Below are 21,032 nucleotides of genomic sequence, written 5' to 3'. Positions count from 1 at the left end.
ATCGCCATCAACAAACACGCCCGCAGGCTCTGGAAATCGCGTGAGACTCCTGCTAGTGCCCTTGGCCCATGAGCGACCAGCCCGAAACCGTCACCGTTCACACCACCCGCGTTCACTGCGATGGCGCCGAAGCGATCCGCACCGATGGCACGTTCAAGCCCTCGGCGCTGGGTCACCCGCGCGTCTATCTGGAAATCGACGAGCGTGGCTTCGTGGACTGCCCCTATTGCGACAAGCGCTTTGTGCTGGATCAGGCCCACGCCCACCATTGATCAGGCCATTGACGGCAAACGGCGCGGATAGCCGCGCCGCGTCAATTTCCCTTTCAACTCGGTCATTGCGCAGCGGCGGCATCGGCCTATATCAACGGCATGACCTTTTCTGCCGATCCCCGCTCGCTGCTCTATCGCCCCGGCCAGCTTGAACCCGATGAAGCCCGCGCCTTGGTGGGCCGCACATTGGCCCAATGCGACGATGGCGAGCTTTACCTGCAATTCATCGCGTCCGAGGCTTTCGGCTTTGACGACGGGCGGCTGAAAACCTGCGATTACAGCCGCGAGGCGGGCTTTGGCCTGCGCGGCGTGTCGGGCGAGATGACCGGCTTTGCCCATGCCAACGAGATTTCCGCCGCCGCGATTGCGCGCGCGGGCGAAACCCTCACCCTGCTCGATCCGGCCAGCGGCCAGCGATCCGCCCCGCCGGTACGCACTAACCGCCACCTTTACACCGATGCCTCGCCGCTCGACGGCGTGGAATTTGCCGCCAAGGTCGCGCTGCTCGAACAGATCGACGCGGCGGCCCGCGCCCGCGATCCGCGCGTGGCGCAGGTGTCGGCCTCGATTTCCGGTTCATGGTCGGTGGTGGAAATCCTGCGCGCCGATACCGATGCCGTCACCGACATTCGCCCTCTGGTGCGTTTGAACGTCTCGATCGTGGCCGAAGCGAACGGACGGCGCGAGACGGGCAGCTTCGGGATCGGCGGACGATATCTCTATGACGACCTGATGAAGCCCGAAACGTGGAACCGGGCCATTGACGCGGCGCTGGCGCAGGCGCTGGTCAATCTGGAATCGGTGGCCGCGCCTGCGGGCGAAATGACCGTGCTGCTGGCGCCGGGCTGGCCGGGCGTGCTGCTGCATGAGGCGGTGGGCCATGGCCTTGAGGGCGATTTCAACCGCAAGGGCACCAGCGCCTTCTCGGGCCGTCTGGGCGAGCGGGTGGCCGCGCCGGGCGTGACCGTCGTGGACGACGGCAGCATCGCTGGGCGGCGCGGTTCGCTCACGGTGGATGATGAAGGCACGCCGACTCAGGAAAATGTGCTGATCGAGGATGGCATTCTCAAGGGCTATCTTCAGGATCGCCTCAACGCCCGTCTGATGGGCGTGGCCCCCACCGGCAACGGGCGGCGCGAGAATTACGCCCATGCGCCCATGCCGCGCATGACCAACACCTTTATGCGCGCGGGCAATGATGACCCCGCCGAATTGCTGAGCCGGGTCAAAAACGGCATCTTCGCCAAGAGCTTTGGCGGCGGGCAGGTGGACATCACCAGCGGCAAATTCGTCTTTTCCTGCACCGAGGCCTATCGCATCGAGAACGGCAAGCTGGGCGCGCCGATCAAGGGCGCGACGCTGATCGGCGATGGGCCGTCGGTCCTCACCCGCGTGACGGGCATCGGCAATGACCTCGCGCTGGACGAAGGCGTGGGCATTTGCGGCAAGGGCGGTCAGTCCGTGCCCGCGGGCGTGGGCCAGCCCACCCTGCTGGTCGAGGGGTTGACCGTAGGCGGCACGGGTTGACCCGAATCATGGACGGTGGCCCGGACAGGCCGTAGAATAATCAGTCTGAAGGGGGCGCTTCAGGTCCAAGGAGAAGGTATATGTCGCTTCATTCCATCCTTCGCAGCGCCGCACTTGTCGGCGGCGCCATGGCCCTTCTGGGCGCGCCGCTGGCCCATGCGCGCGAGCGTCTGACGCCCGAACAGCAACTGGCCAAGATCATCAAGGATCGGGTGCCGGGCAAGCCGGTCAACTGCATCAACCTGACCGAGATCCGTTCGACCACGATCATCGACAAGACCGCCATCGTTTATGACATGGGCGGCACGATCTATGTGAACCGTCCGCCCTATCCGCAATCGCTGGATGAGGACGATGTGCTGATCACCAAGACATGGGGATCGCAATTGTGCAGCGTCGATATTGTGCAACTGGCGGAGCGCGGCGGCGGCGCGGGCATGTGGTGGCGCGGCTCGGTCGGCCTTGGCGAATTTGTGCCCTATACCAAGCCCAAGCCCGCCCCGGCGCCTGCCGCACCGGCCCATCCCTGAGGGTATTTCAGGGCGCGCGATGCGCCCACCAGATCACGCCCGCGACAATGGCCATGGCCAGCGCCATTTTGCCGACGAACAAATAGATCAGCCAGCGAGGGATGCCCCCGCTGGCTGATTTGTTTTCCGGCTGCGGCGGGGTGATGGTCACGCCCCGCTTATTCCCACTCGATCGTGCCGGGCGGCTTCGACGTATAGTCATAGACCACGCGGTTGATGCCCTTGACCTCGTTGATGATACGGGTCGCCACGCGCGACAGGAAGGCCGCGTCGAAGGGATAAATGTCGGCCGTCATGCCATCGGTGCTGGTCACGGCGCGCAGCGCGCAGACATGGTCATAGGTGCGCCCGTCACCCATAACGCCCACGGTCTTGACCGGGAGCAGCACAGCAAAAGCCTGCCAGATCGCATCATAGAGACCCGCATTGCGGATTTCTTCCAGATAGATCGCGTCGGCCTTGCGCAGGATGTCGGCGCGTTCGCGGCTGACTTCGCCGGGGATGCGGATGGCAAGGCCCGGTCCGGGGAACGGATGGCGGCCCACGAAAATGTCGGGCAGACCCAGTTCGCGGCCCAGATCGCGCACTTCATCCTTGAAGAGTTCGCGCAGCGGCTCGACCAGCTTCATGTTCATGCGCTCGGGCAGGCCGCCGACATTGTGGTGGCTCTTGATCGTGACGCTCGGCCCGCCGGTGAAGCTGACCGATTCGATCACGTCGGGGTAGAGCGTGCCCTGCGCAAGGAAGTCGGCGCCGCCGATCTTCTTGGCCTCGTCCTCGAACACGTCGATGAAGGTCTTGCCGATGAACTTGCGCTTGGCTTCGGGGTCGGTGACGCCCTCAAGGCCCTTCATGAACAGGGTCGAGGCATCGACATGGACCAGCGGAATGTTGAAATGGCCGCGGAACAGGCTGACCACCTGCTCGCTCTCGCCCATGCGCATCAGGCCGTGGTCAACGTAAACGCAGGTGAGCTGCTCGCCGATCGCCTCATGGATCAGCACCGCCGCCACCGCCGAATCGACGCCGCCCGACAGGCCGCAGATCACCCGGCCGGAGCCGACCTGCTCGCGGATTTCGGCGATCTTGGTCTTGCGGAACTCGGCCATCGTCCAGTCGCCCTTGAGGCCGCAGACGTGACGCACGAAATTCTTCAACAGCTTGCCGCCATCGGGCGTGTGGACCACCTCGGGGTGGAACTGCATCGCATAGATGCGCTTTTCATCATTGGCGATCACCGCGAAGGGCGCGCCCGCCGACGAGGCCACCGGGCGGAAGCCGGGGGCAAGGCTGGTCACCTTGTCGCCATGGCTCATCCACACCTGATGCTTTTCACCCACCGACCACAGGCCGTTGAACAGAGCGCAAGTGTCGTTGATGTCGATAAAGGCACGGCCGAATTCGCCGGCATCCCCGCCGGTCACTTCACCGCCCAGCTGATGCATCAGGCTTTGCTGACCATAGCAGATGCCGAGGATCGGCAGGCCGGAATCGAGGATAGCCTGCGGGATGCGCGGGCCATTGGCATCCAGCACGCTGGCGGGCGAACCCGACAGGATGATGCCTTTGGGCTGCATCCGCGCAAAGGCGGCCTCGGCCATGCTGAAGGGGGCGATTTCGGAATAGACACCGGCCTCGCGCACGCGGCGCGCGATCAGCTGGGTCACCTGGCTGCCGAAATCGACGATGAGGATGGAGTCGGAGGGCTGGACAGTCATGGCAGGCCCCTAAGGTTTACGGGGCCAAATGTCCAGACGGGGCGAAAAGCGCGAGGGCAGAAAAGCATCCGGGCGGACAAAAACCGATCGTGCGGGCCGCGAAAGATCCAGTTGCGCAAAATGCAACCGCGCACGCCCTCTTCGCACGTGCAAAATAAAACTTTGGTCGTATATGCGGCCTCACAGACGGCAGTCACTACGCCAAACAGCGTAGGCGGGCGCCGCCATAACAACAATCCAGGAGTAAACCCATGTCGCGCAATATCGTGGCTTTTGCCGCCGCCATCAGCGTCAGCGGCCTGTTTTTCGCCGCTGTTCTGGCTTGATCGCCGGCACAAAACTATAGCTTCAATGGTCCTCTCACCCAATGAAGCATCAAAGGGCTGCCCCGCTTGCGCGAGGCAGCCCTTCGCATTTGCAGCATAAACTTTGGCGCAACCCGGTCAGACCGTGAGCCGCACCGAGAGGCGAATGTCGCGCCCGGCCAGCGGCGCGTAATCCTTGAGGAAACTGGCCGCGCGGCGCGCATCGACGTTGAACAGGTTGCGCGCGCCCAGCGTAAAGGACACGCGCCCGTCCTTGCCGCCCGGCTTGAAGCCGAATTCCGCATTCACCAGCGTATAGGCTGCCGTGGGCGTTTCCTGCGCCGCAATCCGGTTTTGCGCGGTCACATGCTCAACCTCACCGCGCAGATCCCAGCGCGGATCGCTCAGCGTCACGCCGCCCAGCACGCGCAGGGGCGGAATGCGCGGAGCCGGACCCACGCCCGAAATCGTCGCCTTGACCGCATCGCCCATCGCATCGGCGGCCAATCGCCATCCCCCAAATTCGGCCAGCGTTGCCGCGCCCTGCAACTCGAACCCGTAATAGCGGGCCGGGGCCTGGCGCATCTGATAGACGGGCAGGCCGTCCTCAACAGCGCCGGTGGGGTCTTCATAAATGAAATTGCCGAACCAGCTGTGATAGACCGAGGCTTCGATCGAATAGCCCTTGCCGCCGCCGCGCAGGATCGCCTCCACGCTGGTTGAACGTTCGGTTTTCAGGTTCACATCGCCGATTTCATAGGCCTGCGTCCCCGCGTGGGGCCCGTTGGCGAACATTTCCTCGGCCGAGGGCGCGCGTTCGGTGCGCGAGGCCGAAAGGCCCACAGACCAGGCCGGACTGACCCGCCATGTCGCCCCGCCCGAGAAGGAGAATGTGTCGAAGCTGCGCGATCCCCCCCAGAATTGGGGTTGATCGGGCAAAGGCATCGAGCTCAGTTTCGAATGCTCATAACGGCCGCCCGCCTCGAATTTCACCGGCCCCGCATCATAGCTTTGCAGCGTAAAGAGGCCCAGTTGCTGGGTGCTGTTGCGCGGCAGGAAAGCCTCATCGCCGATCACATTGAAATCACGGTTGACGAATTGCACCCCGCTGGCCCCCTGCCAGCCCCCCAGCTTGGTCTGGGTGACTTCGAGGCGCCCCTCGATACCGTGGTTGAAAAACCGCGTGCCCACCGATCCGTCGGGCGCCAGTTCGGCATGCTGATAGGCGGCATAGCCGAAACGGGCGGCGATCTTGTCGATGGCGCCGCCGGCCGGACGGATTTCCGCGCGCGCGTCCCAGCGGTCCTGCTGCAACTGGATGCGCGGGCTTTCCTGATCCTGCCCCGGCGCGGTGGCCAGACGGCTGGGGACGCCATAGAGGCTGTCCTTGTGGCTGTAGGCGATGCCGATGCTGCCCTGCGCGCCGATATAGGCAAGACCCGCGCCCGCATCCCAGCTCTTGGCCGCCGTATTGGCCAGGCGGCCCCGCGCATTGGCATTGGCGGTGTAGTCAATGCCGGGATCGCCCGCACCGCTGGCCGCCGTGGCCAGCGCCTGCGCCCGCAATGCCGGGGTCAGCACATAGCCGCCGATCTTCATATCATCCGACACCGCACGGCTGCCGTCGGCATGGGCCACCCAGCCCCCGCCCAGCGGCACATCCACCGTGCCCGCCACCGAACGCTCATTGGCCGCCGAACCATAGGAGGCCAGCGCCCCGATATGGACCGGCTCCTTGGGCACTTCGGTCGGGATACGGCGGTCGATCACATTGACCACGCCGCCCACCGCCGCCGAACCATAAAGCAGCGCCTGAGGCCCGCGAAGCACCTCGATCCTCTCGGCCAGCAAGGGATTGACCGCGGGCGCATGGTCGGCGCTGGTGTTCGACACGTCGATCGAGCCGATGCCGTCGACCAGCACGCGCACCCGCTCGCCCTGCATGCCGCGCAGCACCGGGCGCGAGGCGGTGGGGCCGAAAGACGTGGCCGTCACGCCCGGCGTATGGGCCAGCGTTTCGCCGATGGAGGAGCGCAGGGCCTGATCGAGATGGGCGCCCTTGAGCACGGCGACGCCCGAAAGAATGTCCTGCTGGCTGCGCGGCAGCACGCCCGAAACGACGATTTCGGCGGGGGGCGCGCTGTGAATGGCGTCCTGATCGGCGTCCGCTTCGGCGGCAAAGGCGGGGAATGCCAGAGAGGCGGCGATGGCCGCAATTGCGCAGGCGGGGGTGATGCGCGTCAATTTCATGGGGAAAGTCGGACCCTTATTCATTGTTGCAGCGCAGCTTGGCCGCGCCCTCATGCCCGCCTTCCTAACAGCCCTCGCGCAATGATACAATATCACATATCGTAAAATCCGCTCATTCGCCGCCATCCTGCGACCAATCGAGGATCGGGGGCGGAAAATGCCCGCCCCCGGGCCAATGCGGATCACTTGTTGGCGTATTCCTTCACCAATTCATTCAGGAATTCACGGCCCGTATAGACCGCCTTGACGATTGCGCGTTCGTTCAGCCCATGCGCCCCGCTGCCATCAGGATCGCCATAAAGGCCCGGCGGCCCGTAAGAGGGAATCCCCACCGCCTCCAGATAGATGCCATCCGTCGCCCCGGTCGACATCACCGGCACCAGCGGTACGCCCGGATAATATTTGGCCACCAGTTTTTCGGCAGGGCCCATGATGAAGGGCGTGAGCGGCGGCGATTTGGCCAGCGGGCCGCGATCATCAACCTGCTTCACCGTCATTTTCGGATCGGCAATCACCTTGACCAGCGTCGCGCGCACCTCTTCGGCGGGCACGCCGGGGAAGATACGGCAATTGACATTGGCCCCGGCGCGCTGGGGCAGCGCGTTATTGGCATGGCCACCGTCGAGCAGCGTGGCAACGCAAGTCGTGCGCAGCATCGAGTGATAGGAACGGTCGGTGTTGAGCAGCGCCTCGGCGGCCTTGCTTTCGGGGCTGCCGATGGGGGCGGTGGCGATGGTCACCATGGCCTTGCCCATATCGCCGCCGCGCGCGGGGCCTGCCTTGGCAAAGAATGCCTTGGTCGTGTCGTTCAGCATCAGGGGAAAATCGAAAGCGCGCAATTTGACCAGCGCATCCGACAGTTCATAGATCGCATTGTCGGGGATCGGAATCGAGGAATGGCCGCCCGGATTGGTCGCCTCGATGCGATAGTTCACCACCGTCTTTTCGCCCACATGCATGTTCTGGACGATGACCTTGCCGCCCGGCCCGCTGGTGCGCCCGCCGCCGCCTTCGTTCAGCGCAAATTCGGCGTCGATCAGATCGCGCTTGTTATTGGCCAGATATTGCGCCCCGTTAAAGGCCCAGCTGGTTTCCTCGCCGCAGGTCAGCGCCAGTTTGAGCGTGCGCTTGTTCTTGACGCCCTCTTTCTTCATCCGCGCCATCATGTCGATCCAGATGGCGTCCATCGCCTTCATGTCCGAGGTGCCGCGGCCATAGAAATAGCCGCCTTCCTCGATCAGCGTGTAAGGATCGCGGGTCCAGTCCTCGCGCTTGGCCACCACCACGTCGAGATGGCCGAGCAGCAGAATGGGCTTCAAGGTCTTGGACGTGCCCGGCAGGATCACCACGATCCCGCCTTCCTTTGGATGGTCGGGCACGGCAAAGCGCGTGATGTCCGCGTCACCATAACCGGCGGCGCGCAGATGCTTTTCCACCTTGTCGGCCAGCAGCGTGCAGGAACCTGTCGTGATCGAGGAATCGGTTTCCACCAGTTCCTTGTAGAGCGCGCGGAACGCGGTCTGATCGGGGCGCAGGGGCGCCTCCTGAGCCGCAGCGATGCCGCCCGCCATCACCCCCGCCAGAGCCGCGGCTCCGGCCAGCAACTGCCTGCCATGCTTCATTATTGCCTCCTGCTTCGCCCATTCGCGGGTTTCGCAGCAATTCAGCAGGAAAACTCTGTGGAAGGAAGGGGGCAAAGCGCCTTTCAGTCCTGCGCCAAAATGCCTATAGGCTTCTCATGAGCAGCGAAAATTCCTCGGCCAATCAGCCCAACACCAACGCCTATGGCGCAGACTCGATCAAGGTCCTGAAGGGACTGGACGCGGTGCGCAAGCGGCCCGGCATGTATATCGGCGACACCGACGATGGATCGGGCCTGCACCACATGGTGTTCGAGGTCTCGGACAATGCCATCGACGAGGCGCTGGCCGGTCATTGCGATCTGGTGCTGATCGAGCTGAACCCGGACGGTTCGGTTTCGGTCGAGGACAATGGGCGCGGCATCCCCACCGGGCTCCACCCCGAGGAAGGCGTTTCGGCGGCAGAGGTCATCATGACCCAGCTCCACGCGGGCGGCAAGTTCGAGAACACCAGCGACGACAATGCCTATAAGGTGTCGGGCGGTCTGCATGGCGTGGGCGTCTCGGTGGTCAACGCGCTTTCGGAATGGCTCGAACTGACCATCTGGCGCGAGGGGCAGGAGCATTGGATGCGCTTCCGCCATGGCGACGCGGAAAATCCGCTGATCGTCAAAGGTGATGCGCCGATCTATGAAAGCGGCACCCGCAAAGGCCAGAAGAAGAACGGCACCCGCGTGACCTTCCTGGCCAGCGACGAGACGTTCAAGAATGTCACTGTCTATGACTTTGACAAGCTGGAGCATCGCTACCGCGAACTGGCATTTTTGAACAGCGGCGTGCGCATCCTGCTGCGCGACCTGCGCGGAGAGGAAGTCAAGGAACACGACCTCTATTACGAAGGCGGCATCGCGGCCTTTGTGCGTTATCTCGACCGCAACAAGATGGCGCTGATCCCCGAACCCATCGCCATCACGGCGGACAAGGACGGGATCGGCATCGATGTGGCGTTGCAGTGGAACGATTCCTATTACGAAAACGTCCTGTGCTTCACCAACAACATCCCCCAGCGCGATGGCGGCACGCATTTGGCCGCCTTCCGCGCCGCGTTGACGCGCACGCTCAACAATTATGCCGAACGTTCGGGCATGTTGAAGAAGGAAAAGGTGTCGCTTTCCGGTGAGGATATGCGCGAGGGCCTGACCGCCATCGTTTCGGTCAAGCTGCCCGATCCCAAGTTCTCCTCGCAGACCAAGGACAAGCTCGTCTCCTCCGAAGTGCGTCAGCCTTTGGAAGCGCTGATGGCCGACAAGATGACGCAGTGGCTGGAGGAAAACCCGGCCCATGCGAAATCCATCATCCAGAAGGTGATTGATGCCGCCGCCGCGCGTGAGGCCGCCAAGCGCGCCCGCGAACTGACCCGCCGCAAGGGGGTGATGGATATCGCGAGCCTGCCGGGCAAGCTGGCCGATTGTCAGGAGCGCGATCCGTCGAAGTGCGAACTTTTCCTCGTCGAGGGTGACTCGGCAGGCGGATCGGCCAAGCAGGGCCGCGACCGCCATTATCAGGCGATTCTACCTTTGAAGGGCAAGATCCTGAACGTGGAACGCGCGCGTTTCGACCGGATCATCTCGTCCAAGGAAGTCGGCACGCTGATCCAGGCGATGGGCACCGGCATCCGCGATGAATTCAATCTTGAAAAGCTGCGCTATCACAAGATCGTCATCATGACCGACGCCGACGTCGACGGCGCGCATATCCGCACCCTGCTGCTGACCTTCTTCCACCGCCAGATGCCCGACATCATCCGCGCGGGCCACCTCTTCATCGCCCAGCCGCCTTTGTACAAGGTCGCAAAGGGGCGCAGCGAAGTTTACCTCAAGGACAATGCCGCGCTCGACCGCTATCTGGTCGAAGCAGGCCTGTCGGGCCGGATGCTGGAAACCGCCACGGGCGCGCGTTCGGGCCGCGATCTGGAAGATCTGGTCGATCACGCCATGCGCTTCCGCAACCTGATGGCCTTTGTTCAACGCAAATATAACCCCGCCGTCATCGAAGCGATGGCGCTGGCCGGTTCGCTCGAACATGGCCTGAACCCGCAGGACCGCAAGGCCGCGCTGGACAAGGCCGCCGCATGGCTGGGCCGCTCGGACCGTGAGGCGCGGTGGGAAGCGATCCTGACCGAAGATGGCCATGTCGAATTCCTGCGCCACTGGCGCGGCGTGACCGATTATCACAAGATCGAGGCCGCTTTCCTGATCAGCGCCGAAGCGCGCAAACTGGCTCGTCTGGCCGCCGAACAGGCCGAGGTCTATGCCTCCCCGGCCAAGTTCAGCCGTTCGACCGCCGTTGCCGCCGAGCCCGAACCGGTGGTCGAGGAAGCCGAGGGCGAGGACGCCCCCGCCGCCACCCGCCCTGTCGATCTCGACGGTTCGATCACTCGCCCCTCGCAATTGCTCGAAGCAGTGCTCGCCACCGGGCGCAAGGGCCTCTCTATCCAGCGCTACAAAGGCCTTGGCGAGATGAACGCGGAACAGCTCTGGGAAACCACGCTCGATCCGAACAACCGCGCCCTGTTGCAGGTTAAGGTCGAAGACGCCGACGTGACGGACGAAATCTTCACCCGCCTGATGGGCGATATCGTCGAACCGCGCCGCGAATTCATTCAGGAAAACGCGCTCAACGTGGCGAACCTCGATGTCTGACGAAGAAACCCCCAAGCGCGACTTCACTCACGCCGAGGCCTATATGCCCAGCGAAAGCAACCGTGCCACCGTTGACAATATCCCGTGGGACCAACCCGCGACGATGATCGATCTCGAAGGCCGCGTGCCCGTGATCGCCCATGTGCGCGAATGTGTGGTGCATTTCACGCTCTACAAACCCCATGCGCGCGAAAACGCTCGCCTGCTGCTGACCGCGCCGGTGCATCGCGCCGGGCGGATCACGCGGACATGGCTGCTGGAACCGGCCGAGCTGGAGGCTTTGGCCGAGAGGTTGAAGCGCGAGACGAATTAAGCGGGGGTTGCGGGGGGGTTTTTAGGGCCTCCGGCGGGCAAAGGGTCTCGACCCTTTGCAATCCCGTTACTGTATATGTTGTGCTGTGAATTCGGCCTTGGGCATCAGGCGCAATGTTAGAAATTAAAAGCCTGCGGCGCTGAACTGCGCCAGATCGCCGCGCCGCAGGCTTTACAAACCCAAACCACCCACGCTGGGATCAAACGCCACCCCATAACGGGATTGCAAAGGGATGAATCCCTTTGCCCGCCGGAGGGATCAAACCTCCCCAAAAATCACCCCTTGGTGAAATCAAACCTGATCCGCACCCATGTTCCCACCTGCGGCTTGCCATCGATGCGCGGCGGCCAGACGAGGAACTGCCACGAAGCGCGGCGCAGCCCGCGCGCAAGGCCGGAACCCAGCGGATATTCGTCCAGTTCCTGACAATTCTCGACATGGAAATGGTCGATGGTCTGACAGGCGATGGTGGCCCATGATCCCGGCGGCGCATTGGCCCCGGCCAAGAAGGGCCGCAGTTCGGCGTCATTGGGTTCGCGATACCACTGCGCGGCATAGAGGTGGACGCCCTTTGGCCCTTCGCCGGGCCCGGTGGCGGCGGCGCGCGCAGCGGCGGCATTGGCGGCGGCCACGGCCTCGCTGCGGCGGCCAATGGCGCCGATGTCCGAGGCCGCGAAATCATCGTGGCTCAGCTTGATATAGTTGGGCGGCGGGGGCGTGGTGGGGACCGGCTCTGGCGGGCTGGGCACCGGGGTCTTGGGAGGTTCGGCCAGTTTGGCCACTTTGGGCGATGACACTTGCTGCTGTGCCTTGCCCTGCGCTTGCTGTTTGCCATCATCCATCTGGATCGACACCAGACGCGGCTCGCCCGGCTGCTTGTTCGCCCCGGCCAGCCCGAGGCTGAGCAAAGCCGCGATAAACAGCGCCATGATCGCCAGCGACAGCCCGATGGCTGTCGCGCGACTGCGCAACCGCGATTGCTGGGCAAAGGAAGGCTGGGCAGCGATGGCGGGACTTTCGGAGCAGGATTCGGTCGGGGCGCTGTTTCTATGCTTAGGGAAAGCTGTATCCCAGATTTACGAAGCCCCCGGCGGCGGCGCAAAACCTGCGCCATCGGGCCATTCCCGCCCGGCCAGTCCCAGCACCTTGAACAGCACGCCCATCTGGTCGGGCGCGGTCAACCGGTGATAGGCGGCCTCTACCGCCTGCGCCTGATCGGGTGCAGCCTTGGCCAGCGCGGCGGCGCGCTCGGCCATGCCCAGCGCCATCAGCCAGCCACCCTGCCCGGCGATGCCCATCACGCGCGCGCCCTGCGCCTGCGCCACCTGCGCGGCCGTCACGAAATCGACCAGACAGGTCAGATCCGCCTCGCCCGGTGCCTCGAACGGATCGACATGGGCGTGGGCGCGCAGGGCCTGAAAGGTCGATCCCATCTGCCTTGGCGCATAGCCATAGTCGATGATCAGCGCTGCGCCGCCTTGCGCCGCCAGCCTTGCGCCGATTTCGCCCATCACCGCGCCGGCGGCGGGGCTGGTTTCGACAATCGCCCCCGCCTCGGCCTCGCGCCATGCGGCGGGCACCGCGCTGTCCATCGGCAATCCGCCCGAGACGGGAACGAAACGCGTCCCATCCAGCCCCACCATCCGCTCGCGCCAGCCCTGCGGCGTCTTCACCAGTTGGCGCACCGGCAGCGCATCAAGAAATTCATTGGCCACCAACAGGATCGGCGCATCCTCGGGCAGAGTCGAGAGATCCTCATGCCACACCGCATGGGGAAAAGCCTGCGCCTGCGCCCGGCGCAAGGCGGGCGAGCCTTCAATGAAATGCACCTCTGGCGCCAGACCGAAACGCGCCGCCACGCGCAAGGCATCGCGCGCCAGCGTGCCGCGCCCCGGCCCCGGCTCGGCATAGATCACGCGCGCGGGCGATCCCGCCCGCCGCCACACATCGGCGATCCACACACCCACCATCTCGCCAAACATCTGGCTGATTTCGGGCGCGGTGATGAAATCGCCGCTCGCGCCCAGCGGATCGCGCGTGGCATAATAGTGGGCGTTGGCCTGCGCCATATAGAGCGCGAGCGGGATCGGCCCCTGCATCGCGATCAGGCGGCGCAGTGTGTCCGACAGATCAGCCATCGACGCCCGACCGCACCGGCACCCGCGCCCCCAGCATCGGCCGCGTCAGCGCCCGCACGATCATGAACAGGCCCAAGAGGATCATCGGCACGGTCAGCCATTGCCCCATCGACATATGGGTGCGGGCGGCAAATTCCTGCAACTGCTGATCCGGCTCGCGGAAGAATTCGACGATGAAACGCGCCAGACCATAGCCGAGCGAGAAGGTGCCCATCAGCATCCCCGGCCGCCAGCGCGCCCGCGTCAGCCAGAACAGCGCAAACAGCACCGCGCCAAGCACCAGCCCCTCTAGGCCCGCTTCATAGAGCTGGCTGGGATGGCGGGCGACATTGCCGGCGGCCTCGTCGGGAAAGACCATGGCCCAAGGCACATCGGGTCCGGCCACCCGGCCCCACAATTCGCCATTGATGAAATTGGCGATGCGGCCGAAAAACAGCCCCACCGGCGCGCAGGGCGCGACATAATCCATCACCCGGATAAACGACAGGCCGCCCGCCCGGCACACGCCCCAGACCGCCACCAGCACGCCGATCAGCCCGCCATGGAAACTCATACCGCCCTCCCACAGGCGCAGCATTTTCAACGGTTCGGTATAGAGCGAGTGGTCATAGAAGGTGGCATAGCCCAGACGCCCGCCCAGAATGATGCCCAGTGTGCACCAGAAGAACAGGTCATCAACATGACGCTGGGCCAGCGGGCTGCCCGGTTGGCGGATCATCCGCGTCATGTGCCAATAGCCGAACACGATCCCCGCCAGATAGGCGAGCGAATAGAAGCGCAGGGTGAAGAAGCCCAGGCTGATCCCCTTTTTCAGCCCCAGATCGGCCCAGAAGATCGGCTGTTTAACCGCGCTTGCCCCCGCGGACAGGAAATCGGCTAATGGCAGCGAGACATGCACAAGGTCGCTCAACATGGGAAACAGGGTCCGTGGCTGGGGCAAAAAGCCCATTTTTTCCTAATCAGCCGCGCGATACAACAAGGCGATGACAGAAGTCACCTTTTTCTGCGTCAAACCTCTGGCGCGGCCATGGCTCCACGGGGTAGAGTGATAAGTGTCGCTTAAGTAGAGATGTTTAGACTTGGCCTGCAAGCCTCCTGTTGAAAGCCGCTGATGAACGCCATTCGCATTCCCAACCAACGCGCGGTGATCGACCGCCGCGCTTTGACCATCGCCATTGCCGATGCGATGGATGCGGCGGGCAACAAGGCCAATGTCGCGCGCCAGCCCATCGTTGAACTGTTGCGCAAGGCGTTGGCCGACGGGCGCGAGGAAATCAACCGCCGCCTGATGGAGCGCCCCGGCGCGGGCCATGATTGCGCCGAGGCGCAGGCCTTCCTGACCGACCAGTTGCTGCGCGTGATCCACGATCATGTGATTTCCGATGTCTATCCTTCGGTCAACCGCAGCACGGGCGAGCGGCTGACGATCATGGCCGTGGGCGGCTATGGTCGGGGCGAGATGGCGCCCCATTCCGATGTCGATGTGGCCTTCATCACGCCATCCAAGCAGACCCACTGGTGCGAGCAGGTGATCGAGGCCATGCTCTATTTCCTGTGGGATCTGGGGCTGAAGGTCGGCCATTCCAGCCGCAGTCTGGACGATACGGTCCGCATGGCCAAATCGGACATCACGATCTGCACCGCTTTGCTCGAAGGGCGCTATGTCTGGGGCGATCAGGCGCTGTTCGACGAGTCGCGCCGCCGCTTCTTCGCCGAGGTGGTCGAGGGCAGCGAACGCAGTTTCGTCACCGAGAAACTGGCCGAGCGCAACGAGCGGCACAAGCGTCTGGGCGACAGCCGCTATGTGGTCGAGCCCAATGTCAAAGAGGGCAAGGGCGGATTGCGCGACCTGCACACGCTCTACTGGATCGGCAAATACCTCTATAAGGTGCGCAGCCCCGCCGAACTGGTCGATGTGGGCCTGTTGACCCAGGACGAATACCGCGCCTTCCGCCGGGCCGAGAGCTTTTTCTGGGCGGTGCGCTGCCATCTCCACACGATCACCAACCGCGCCGAGGACCGGCTGACCTTCGACCTGCAACGGCAGGTGGCCCAGCGCATGGCCTTTGCCGACCGGCCGGGGAAAAGCGCGGTCGAACGTTTCATGCAATATTTCTTCCTTCAGGCCAAACAGGTGGGCAGCCTGACCGGCGTGTTTCTGGCGCAATTGGAGGAGCAGACCGAGAAGAAGAAGCGCAAGGGCTTCCTTGCCTCGCTGCGCGGGCGCGCGCGCACGATCAAGGGATACAAGGTTTCCCATGGCCGCATTGCCGCGCCATCGGATGACTGGTTCGAGGCCGATCCGGTGCGGCTGCTCGAGATCTTCACGATTGCGGATGCGGAAAGTTTCGAGATCCACCCCGAAACCATGCGCCAGATCGCCCGCGATGCGAAGCTGATCGACGCCGATGTGCGCAAGAATCCGCGCGCCAATGAACTCTTCATGGAATTGCTGACCAGCCGCCATGATCCTGAAACGGTGCTGCGCTGGCTGAACGAGGCGGGCGTGTTCGGCCGCTTCATCCCCGATTTCGGCCGGGTGAACGCCCAGATGCAGTTCGATATGTATCACCACTATACGGTGGATGAACATACAATCCGCGCAATCGGCCTGCTGGCCCGGATCGAGAAGGGCGAACTGGCCGAGGATCACCCGCTGGCCACCGCGATCATCGGCAAGCTGCATCACCGTCGCGCGCTTTATGCCAGCGTGCTGCTGCATGACATCGCCAAGGGGCGCGGGGGCGACCATTCGGTGCTGGGCGCGGAAATCGCGCTGCGCCTGTGCCCGCGTCTGGGCATGACCAGCGAGGAGACGGAACTGGTCAGCTGGCTGGTGCGCCAGCATCTGTTGATGAGCGCGACCGCGATGAAGCGCGATCTGGCCGACTGGAAGACGATCACCGATTTCGTGGCCGTGGTGCAGTCGCTCGAACGGCTGCGGCAATTGACGCTGCTCACCATCGTGGACATTCGCGCGGTGGGGCCGGGCGTGTGGAACGGGTGGAAGCGCCAGTTGCTGACCGAACTGTTCTCCAGCGCCGAGGAGCGCCTGCGTCTGGGCCATGTCGAACGCCATCGCGCCGAACGCATCGCGGCCAAGCAAAAGGCCGTGACCGAACGCATGGGCGCGCTGGGCACGCTGGTGGCGCGCTATGGCAAGCAGTTCACCGACGCCTACTGGATCGCCGAACCCGACGATGTGATCGCACGCAACCTTGTGCAATTGCACGAGGCCAAGGGCGCGCCTCTGTCGATCACCACCAGCTATGACGAAACCCGCGCGGCCACGCTGGTCATGGTCATCGCCTCGGACCACCCCGGCCTGTTCTATCGTATTGCGGGCGGCATCCACCTGGCCGGCGGCAATATCATCGACGCACGCATCCACACCACGCGCAGCGGCACGGCGGTCGACAATTTCCTCGTGCAGGATCCGCTGGGCCGCCCCTTTTCCGAGGCGGGGCAATTGGAGCGCCTGCAAAAGGCCATCGGCGACGCGCTGGCCAACCGGGTCAAGCTGCTGCCCCAACTCGTGGCACGGCCCCTGCCCCGCCCGCGTCAGGAAGCCTTTGAAGTGCGCCCCCGCGTCGAATTCGACAATGACGCCTCGAACCGCTTCACCGTGGTCGAGATCTCGGCCCGCGATCGGCCCGCATTGCTCAACCGACTGGCGCGCGCGCTGTTCGAATCGCGCCTGATCGTCCATTCCGCCCATGTCGCCACCTATGGCGAGCGCGCGGTGGATACGTTCTACGTCACCGACCTGTTCGGCGGAAAGGTCGATGGCGGCGGGCGGCAGAAATCGGTCGAGAAGCGTTTGCTGGAGGCAGCGAGCGAAGAGGTGGCCGAGGTCGTGGCCTGATTATGCCTCCGGCGGGTTAAGGGCGGGGCCCTTAACAATCCCGGTATTGTCAGCGTTGGCGTGGAGGTTCGGCGTCATGTGTCAGACGCCATGCTTGAATTTTAAAGCCTGCGGCGCATTTGCCGATGAGTTCGTCGCGCCGCAGGCTGGAATACATTCGGAAAAACACCAAACCGGCAGGTCATACGCCACCCCATAAACGGGATTACAAAGGGCCCCCGCCCTTTGCCCGCCGGAGGCCAACCTTACCCCTTCAACCGCGCCACAACCTCATCCCGCCCGATCAGCGGAAGGAGAGCGCCCATATCCGGCCCATGCTCCATGCCGGTGATCGCCAGACGCAAAGGCAGGAAGAGCGCCTTCCCCTTGCGCCCGGTTGCCTCTTTCAAAGCCCCTGTCAGCGCAGCCCAAGGCCCATCGGCCCAATCGAGCGTGGCGGCCACTTCGGCGGCCTGAGACAGGAAGGCGCGGGACTCGTCGTCCTGCGGGGGGGCGTTGATCGGCCCCTTGACCACGGCCCACCAATCGGCCGCCTCGGCCACGGTGTTGAGGTTGGGGCGGATCGCCTCCCATGCTTCCTCCCCCATCCCGGTGGGCAGGCGGTCGGCCACGCGGGCATAGGGCATACGGTGGATGATCTGGGCATTCAGACGCGCCAGTTCGGCCTCGTCAAAGCGGGCCGGCGCGCGGCCAAAGCGTGAGAGGTCAAAAGCTGCGCACAATTCCTCAACCGAGAGGGAGGCATCGACCGGATCGCTGGTGCCAAGGCGGGCCAGCAGGCTGATGATCGCTTCCGGCTCGATGCCGGCTTCGCGCAATTCGGCCACGCCCAGCGAACCCAGACGCTTGGACAGCTTGCCCTCGGACCCGGTCAGCAGCGCGCTATGGGCAAAGGCGGGCACGGGCGCGCCAAGGGCGGTGAACATCTGCACCTGCGTCGCGGTGTTCGACACATGGTCCTCGCCGCGCAGGATCTGCGTGACGCCCATGTCGATATCGTCGATCACCGAGGGCAGCATATAGAGCCACGAGCCATCGGCGCGGCGGATGACCGGATCGGACATGGTGGCGGGGTCGAAATGCTGGGGGCCGCGCACGCCGTCTTCCCACGCAATCGGCTCGTCGCGGTCCAGCAGAAAACGCCAGTGGGGCGCCTCGCCCGCCGCCGCCTTGGCCTCATGGTCCGGCTCGGTCAGCGCCAGCGCCGCGCGATCGTAAATCGGCGGCAACCCGCGCGAGAGCAGCACTTTGCGCTTGAGATCCAGCTCCTGCGCCGTTTCATAGCAACGATAGACGCGCCCAGCCTCCATCAGCTTGGTAAACTCGCGCTCATACAGGGCGAAACGGGCCGACTGGCGCTCTTCGCCTTCATAGTTCAGACCCAACCAAGCCAGATCGGCACGGATGCCCTCGACATATTCCTCACGGCTGCGCGCGCCATCGGTATCGTCGATGCGCAGCAGAAACTTGCCCCCGCTCTTCTGCGCCAGCATCCAGTTGTGCAGCGCGGTGCGGATATTGCCGATATGGAGCATCCCCGTGGGGCTGGGGGCGAAGCGTGTGGTCGTGGTCATGCCGGGCATATAGGGGGGATGCGCGGGGGAGGAAAGAGCGAGATGCCTCCGGCGGGTTAAGGGCGGGGGCCCTTAACAATCCCGATATTGGGGGCGTGGTGATGCGGGGGCTACCTTGTGCATGGTTGCGTTGTTGGAATGTTAAAGCCTGCGGCGCTTTGAGCAATGAGTTAGCCGCGCCGCAGGCTTTAAACCGATAACCTATAACCCCCGCGCCGCGAACCGACCGCCATCCCCATAACGGGATTGCAAAGGGCCCCCGCCCTTTGCCCGCCGGAGGCCCACTTCCTGCCTATTTACGCCGTCCGAAACGCCTGCGTAATCGGATACCGCCGATCCCGCCCGAAATTGCGCGAGCCCAGCTTGACCCCCGGAGGCGCCTGCCGACGCTTATATTCGGCCAGATGGAGCAGGCGCTCGATCCGGCTGACGGTGGCGCGGTCAAAGCCTTCGCTCACCAGTTGCTCGACCGACTTTTCATGTTCGACCAGACCCAGCAGGATCGCGTCCAGCACGTCATAGGGCGGCAGGGAATCGGAATCCTTCTGATCCGGGCGCAATTCGGCCGAGGGCGGCTTGGCGATGATATTGTCGGGCATCACCGGCCCATCGGGACCAAGGGCGATCCGCGGGCGATGCTTGTTGCGCCATTTCGAAAGCGCAAAGACCGTCATTTTATATGCATCTTTCAGCGGGTTATAGCCGCCGTTCATATCGCCATAGATCGTGGCATAGCCGACACTCATCTCGCTCTTGTTGCCGGTGGTGACCAGCATCGGGCCGAACTTGTTCGACAGCGCCATCAACGTGACGCCCCGGATGCGGCTCTGGATATTCTCCTCGGTCAGATCCGGCGCGCGCCCCGCAAAGGGCGGCGAGAGCATATCTTCAAACGCCTTGACCGCCGGGACGATCGGCACCGTGTCATATTTCACGCCCAGCATATGCGCGCATTCGGTGGCATCGATCAGGCTTTCCGTGCTGGTATAGCGGCTGGGCAGCATCACGCACCACACACGATCAGCGCCCAGCGCATCGACCGCAATCGCCGCGCAGAGCGCCGAATCGATCCCGCCCGACAGGCCAAGCACCACGCCGGGAAACTTGTTGCGGTTCACATAGTCACGCAGCGCCAGCACCATCGCGCAGTAAACGTCCTCGGGATGCTCAGCCTGCGGCTCGATCTCGCCCCGGTCGCAGCGCCAGCCCTTGGCGGTCTTGGTCCAGCGGGTCAGAACCTCCTGCTCCTCCCAGTCCTTCATCTGGACCGCGAGGCCGCCATCGCCGTTGACCACGAAACTGGCCCCGTCAAACACCAGTTCGTCCTGCCCGCCCACGCGGTTCAGATAGGCCAGCGGCACCCCGGTTGCCGAGGCGCGGCGCTTGGCCACGCCGTCGATGCGCAGCGTATCCTTGTCGATTTCATAGGGGCTGCCATTGGGACACAGGAAAATCTCGGCCCCGAAATCGGCCAGATGGCGGCAGACATTGGGGTGCCAGATATCCTCGCAGATCGGCACGCCGATCATGGTGCCGCGAAAGATGATCGGCTCGGGCAAAGGTCCCGGCTGAAACAGGCGCATCTCGTCAAAGGTGCCGTAATTGGGCAGCTCATGCTTGAACCGGATCGCCGCCACCTTGCCCTGATCCAGCAAGGCCACGCCATTATGCAGCGCCCCATCGGCCACAAACACGCTGCCCACCAGCATCGCCGGGCCGCCCGCCGCCGTGGTCTGGGCCATCTTCTGCAACTCGGCGGTCGCGCGCTCGACCAGACTGGGTTTCAACACCAGGTCCTCGGGCGGATAGCCGACCAGTTGCAATTCGGGGAAAGCGATCAGATCCGCCCCCGCCTCTTTCGCACGGTCGCGCGCGGCCAGCATGCCTGCGGCATTGCCGGCCAGATCGCCAACGGACTGGTTCAACTGGGCGAGGGTGATTTTCAAAGTATCGGGCATGGGCGCAGGTTTAGGAGCGCTTTGCGCGAATGGGAAGGGTGATTGGGAGGAGAAAGGCTTTATGCCTCCGGCGGGTTAAGGGCGGGGCCCTTAACAATCCCGATATTGGGGGCGGGGCGCTGCAAGCTCGTCTTTTGCCGCGCCGCAGGCTTTAGACACTCTCGTCCAAAACACCCCGCTGTTACCCCCCGCGCAACCCCATTAACGGGATTGCAAAGGGCCCCCGCCCTTTGCCCGCCGGAGGCATCCTTAACCTCTCCCCCAACAAACAAAAAACCCCGCCGGATCGCTCCAGCGGGG

The 21,032-nt window shown here is 63.9% G+C and carries 15 protein-coding genes; 6 read left to right on the top strand and 9 right to left on the bottom strand.

Annotated features, from left to right (window positions below):
• The first annotated feature begins 68 nt into the window (after positions 1 to 68).
• The 3 genes from PQ457_RS00755 (at position 69) to PQ457_RS00745 (ending at position 2,329) form a co-directional block, all read left to right on the top strand.
• On the top strand, positions 69 to 272 hold the full coding sequence (locus PQ457_RS00755) for a zinc-finger domain-containing protein (RefSeq protein ID WP_168603085.1): 204 nt from the start codon (positions 69 to 71) through the stop codon (positions 270 to 272).
• Between the two features lie 99 nt (positions 273 to 371).
• Positions 372 to 1,799 carry a metalloprotease TldD gene (gene tldD / locus PQ457_RS00750; RefSeq protein ID WP_273617927.1) on the top strand — a complete coding sequence of 476 codons (1,428 nt, stop codon included), beginning with the start codon at positions 372 to 374 and terminating at the stop codon, positions 1,797 to 1,799.
• Positions 1,800 to 1,879: 80 nt separating this feature from the next.
• Positions 1,880 to 2,329: a hypothetical protein gene (locus tag PQ457_RS00745; protein ID WP_273617926.1), complete on the top strand. Its 450-nt coding sequence runs from the start codon at positions 1,880 to 1,882 to the stop codon at positions 2,327 to 2,329.
• 7 nt (positions 2,330 to 2,336) lie between these two features.
• Here the strand turns inward: PQ457_RS00745 and PQ457_RS00740 are convergent, their stop codons facing one another.
• The 4 genes from PQ457_RS00740 to PQ457_RS00725 form a co-directional block, all read right to left on the bottom strand.
• Entirely contained in the window at positions 2,337 to 2,480 is a 144-nt protein-coding gene (locus PQ457_RS00740) for a hypothetical protein (RefSeq protein ID WP_273617925.1), read from the bottom strand.
• Between the two features lie 7 nt (positions 2,481 to 2,487).
• Positions 2,488 to 4,047, bottom strand: coding sequence for a glutamine-hydrolyzing GMP synthase (gene guaA / locus PQ457_RS00735; RefSeq protein WP_273617924.1), 1,560 nt, complete (start codon positions 4,045 to 4,047; stop codon positions 2,488 to 2,490).
• Positions 4,048 to 4,490: 443 nt separating this feature from the next.
• Entirely contained in the window at positions 4,491 to 6,602 is a 2,112-nt protein-coding gene (locus tag PQ457_RS00730; protein ID WP_273617923.1) for a TonB-dependent receptor, read from the bottom strand.
• A gap of 182 nt (positions 6,603 to 6,784) precedes the next feature.
• Positions 6,785 to 8,224 carry a M20/M25/M40 family metallo-hydrolase gene (locus tag PQ457_RS00725; RefSeq protein ID WP_273617922.1) on the bottom strand — a complete coding sequence of 480 codons (1,440 nt, stop codon included), beginning with the start codon at positions 8,222 to 8,224 and terminating at the stop codon, positions 6,785 to 6,787.
• 116 nt (positions 8,225 to 8,340) lie between these two features.
• Between PQ457_RS00725 and gyrB the strand changes: the two genes are divergently transcribed.
• Positions 8,341 to 10,884: a DNA topoisomerase (ATP-hydrolyzing) subunit B gene (gyrB, locus tag PQ457_RS00720; protein ID WP_273617921.1), complete on the top strand. Its 2,544-nt coding sequence runs from the start codon at positions 8,341 to 8,343 to the stop codon at positions 10,882 to 10,884.
• A 43-nt stretch (positions 10,885 to 10,927) separates the two neighbouring features.
• Positions 10,928 to 11,197, top strand: a complete 270-nt coding sequence (locus PQ457_RS00715; protein ID WP_273619204.1) for a hypothetical protein — start codon at positions 10,928 to 10,930, stop codon at positions 11,195 to 11,197.
• Positions 11,198 to 11,472: 275 nt separating this feature from the next.
• On the opposite strand, the gene PQ457_RS00710 is transcribed toward PQ457_RS00715, so the two are convergent.
• From PQ457_RS00710 to lgt, 3 genes are all read right to left on the bottom strand, one after another.
• Complete coding sequence (locus tag PQ457_RS00710; protein WP_273617920.1) at positions 11,473 to 12,168, bottom strand: hypothetical protein; 696 nt, start codon at positions 12,166 to 12,168, stop codon at positions 11,473 to 11,475.
• Positions 12,169 to 12,273: 105 nt separating this feature from the next.
• Positions 12,274 to 13,335: a class I SAM-dependent methyltransferase gene (locus PQ457_RS00705; protein WP_273617919.1), complete on the bottom strand. Its 1,062-nt coding sequence runs from the start codon at positions 13,333 to 13,335 to the stop codon at positions 12,274 to 12,276.
• On the bottom strand, positions 13,328 to 14,248 hold the full coding sequence (gene lgt, locus PQ457_RS00700) for a prolipoprotein diacylglyceryl transferase (protein WP_273617918.1): 921 nt from the start codon (positions 14,246 to 14,248) through the stop codon (positions 13,328 to 13,330). Before lgt ends, PQ457_RS00705 begins: the two co-directional genes overlap by 8 nt.
• Positions 14,249 to 14,446: 198 nt before the next feature.
• On the opposite strand from lgt, the gene PQ457_RS00695 reads away from it, so the two are divergent.
• Entirely contained in the window at positions 14,447 to 17,200 is a 2,754-nt protein-coding gene (locus PQ457_RS00695; RefSeq protein ID WP_273617917.1) for a [protein-PII] uridylyltransferase, read from the top strand.
• A 245-nt stretch (positions 17,201 to 17,445) separates the two neighbouring features.
• Here PQ457_RS00695 and gltX read toward each other — a convergent pair whose 3' ends face one another.
• Both gltX and PQ457_RS00685 read right to left on the bottom strand, forming a co-directional pair.
• Complete coding sequence (gene gltX / locus PQ457_RS00690) at positions 17,446 to 18,774, bottom strand: glutamate--tRNA ligase (RefSeq protein WP_273617916.1); 1,329 nt, start codon at positions 18,772 to 18,774, stop codon at positions 17,446 to 17,448.
• Between the two features lie 296 nt (positions 18,775 to 19,070).
• On the bottom strand, positions 19,071 to 20,732 hold the full coding sequence (locus PQ457_RS00685; RefSeq protein ID WP_273617915.1) for an NAD+ synthase: 1,662 nt from the start codon (positions 20,730 to 20,732) through the stop codon (positions 19,071 to 19,073).
• Positions 20,733 to 21,032 lie beyond the last annotated feature (300 nt).

It is taken from the genome of Novosphingobium humi (assembly GCF_028607105.1).
Classification (GTDB): Bacteria; Pseudomonadota; Alphaproteobacteria; order Sphingomonadales; family Sphingomonadaceae; genus Novosphingobium; species Novosphingobium humi.
The sequence above is the reverse complement of the archived record's forward strand: the minus strand, read 5'-3'. Positions and strand labels throughout refer to the sequence as shown.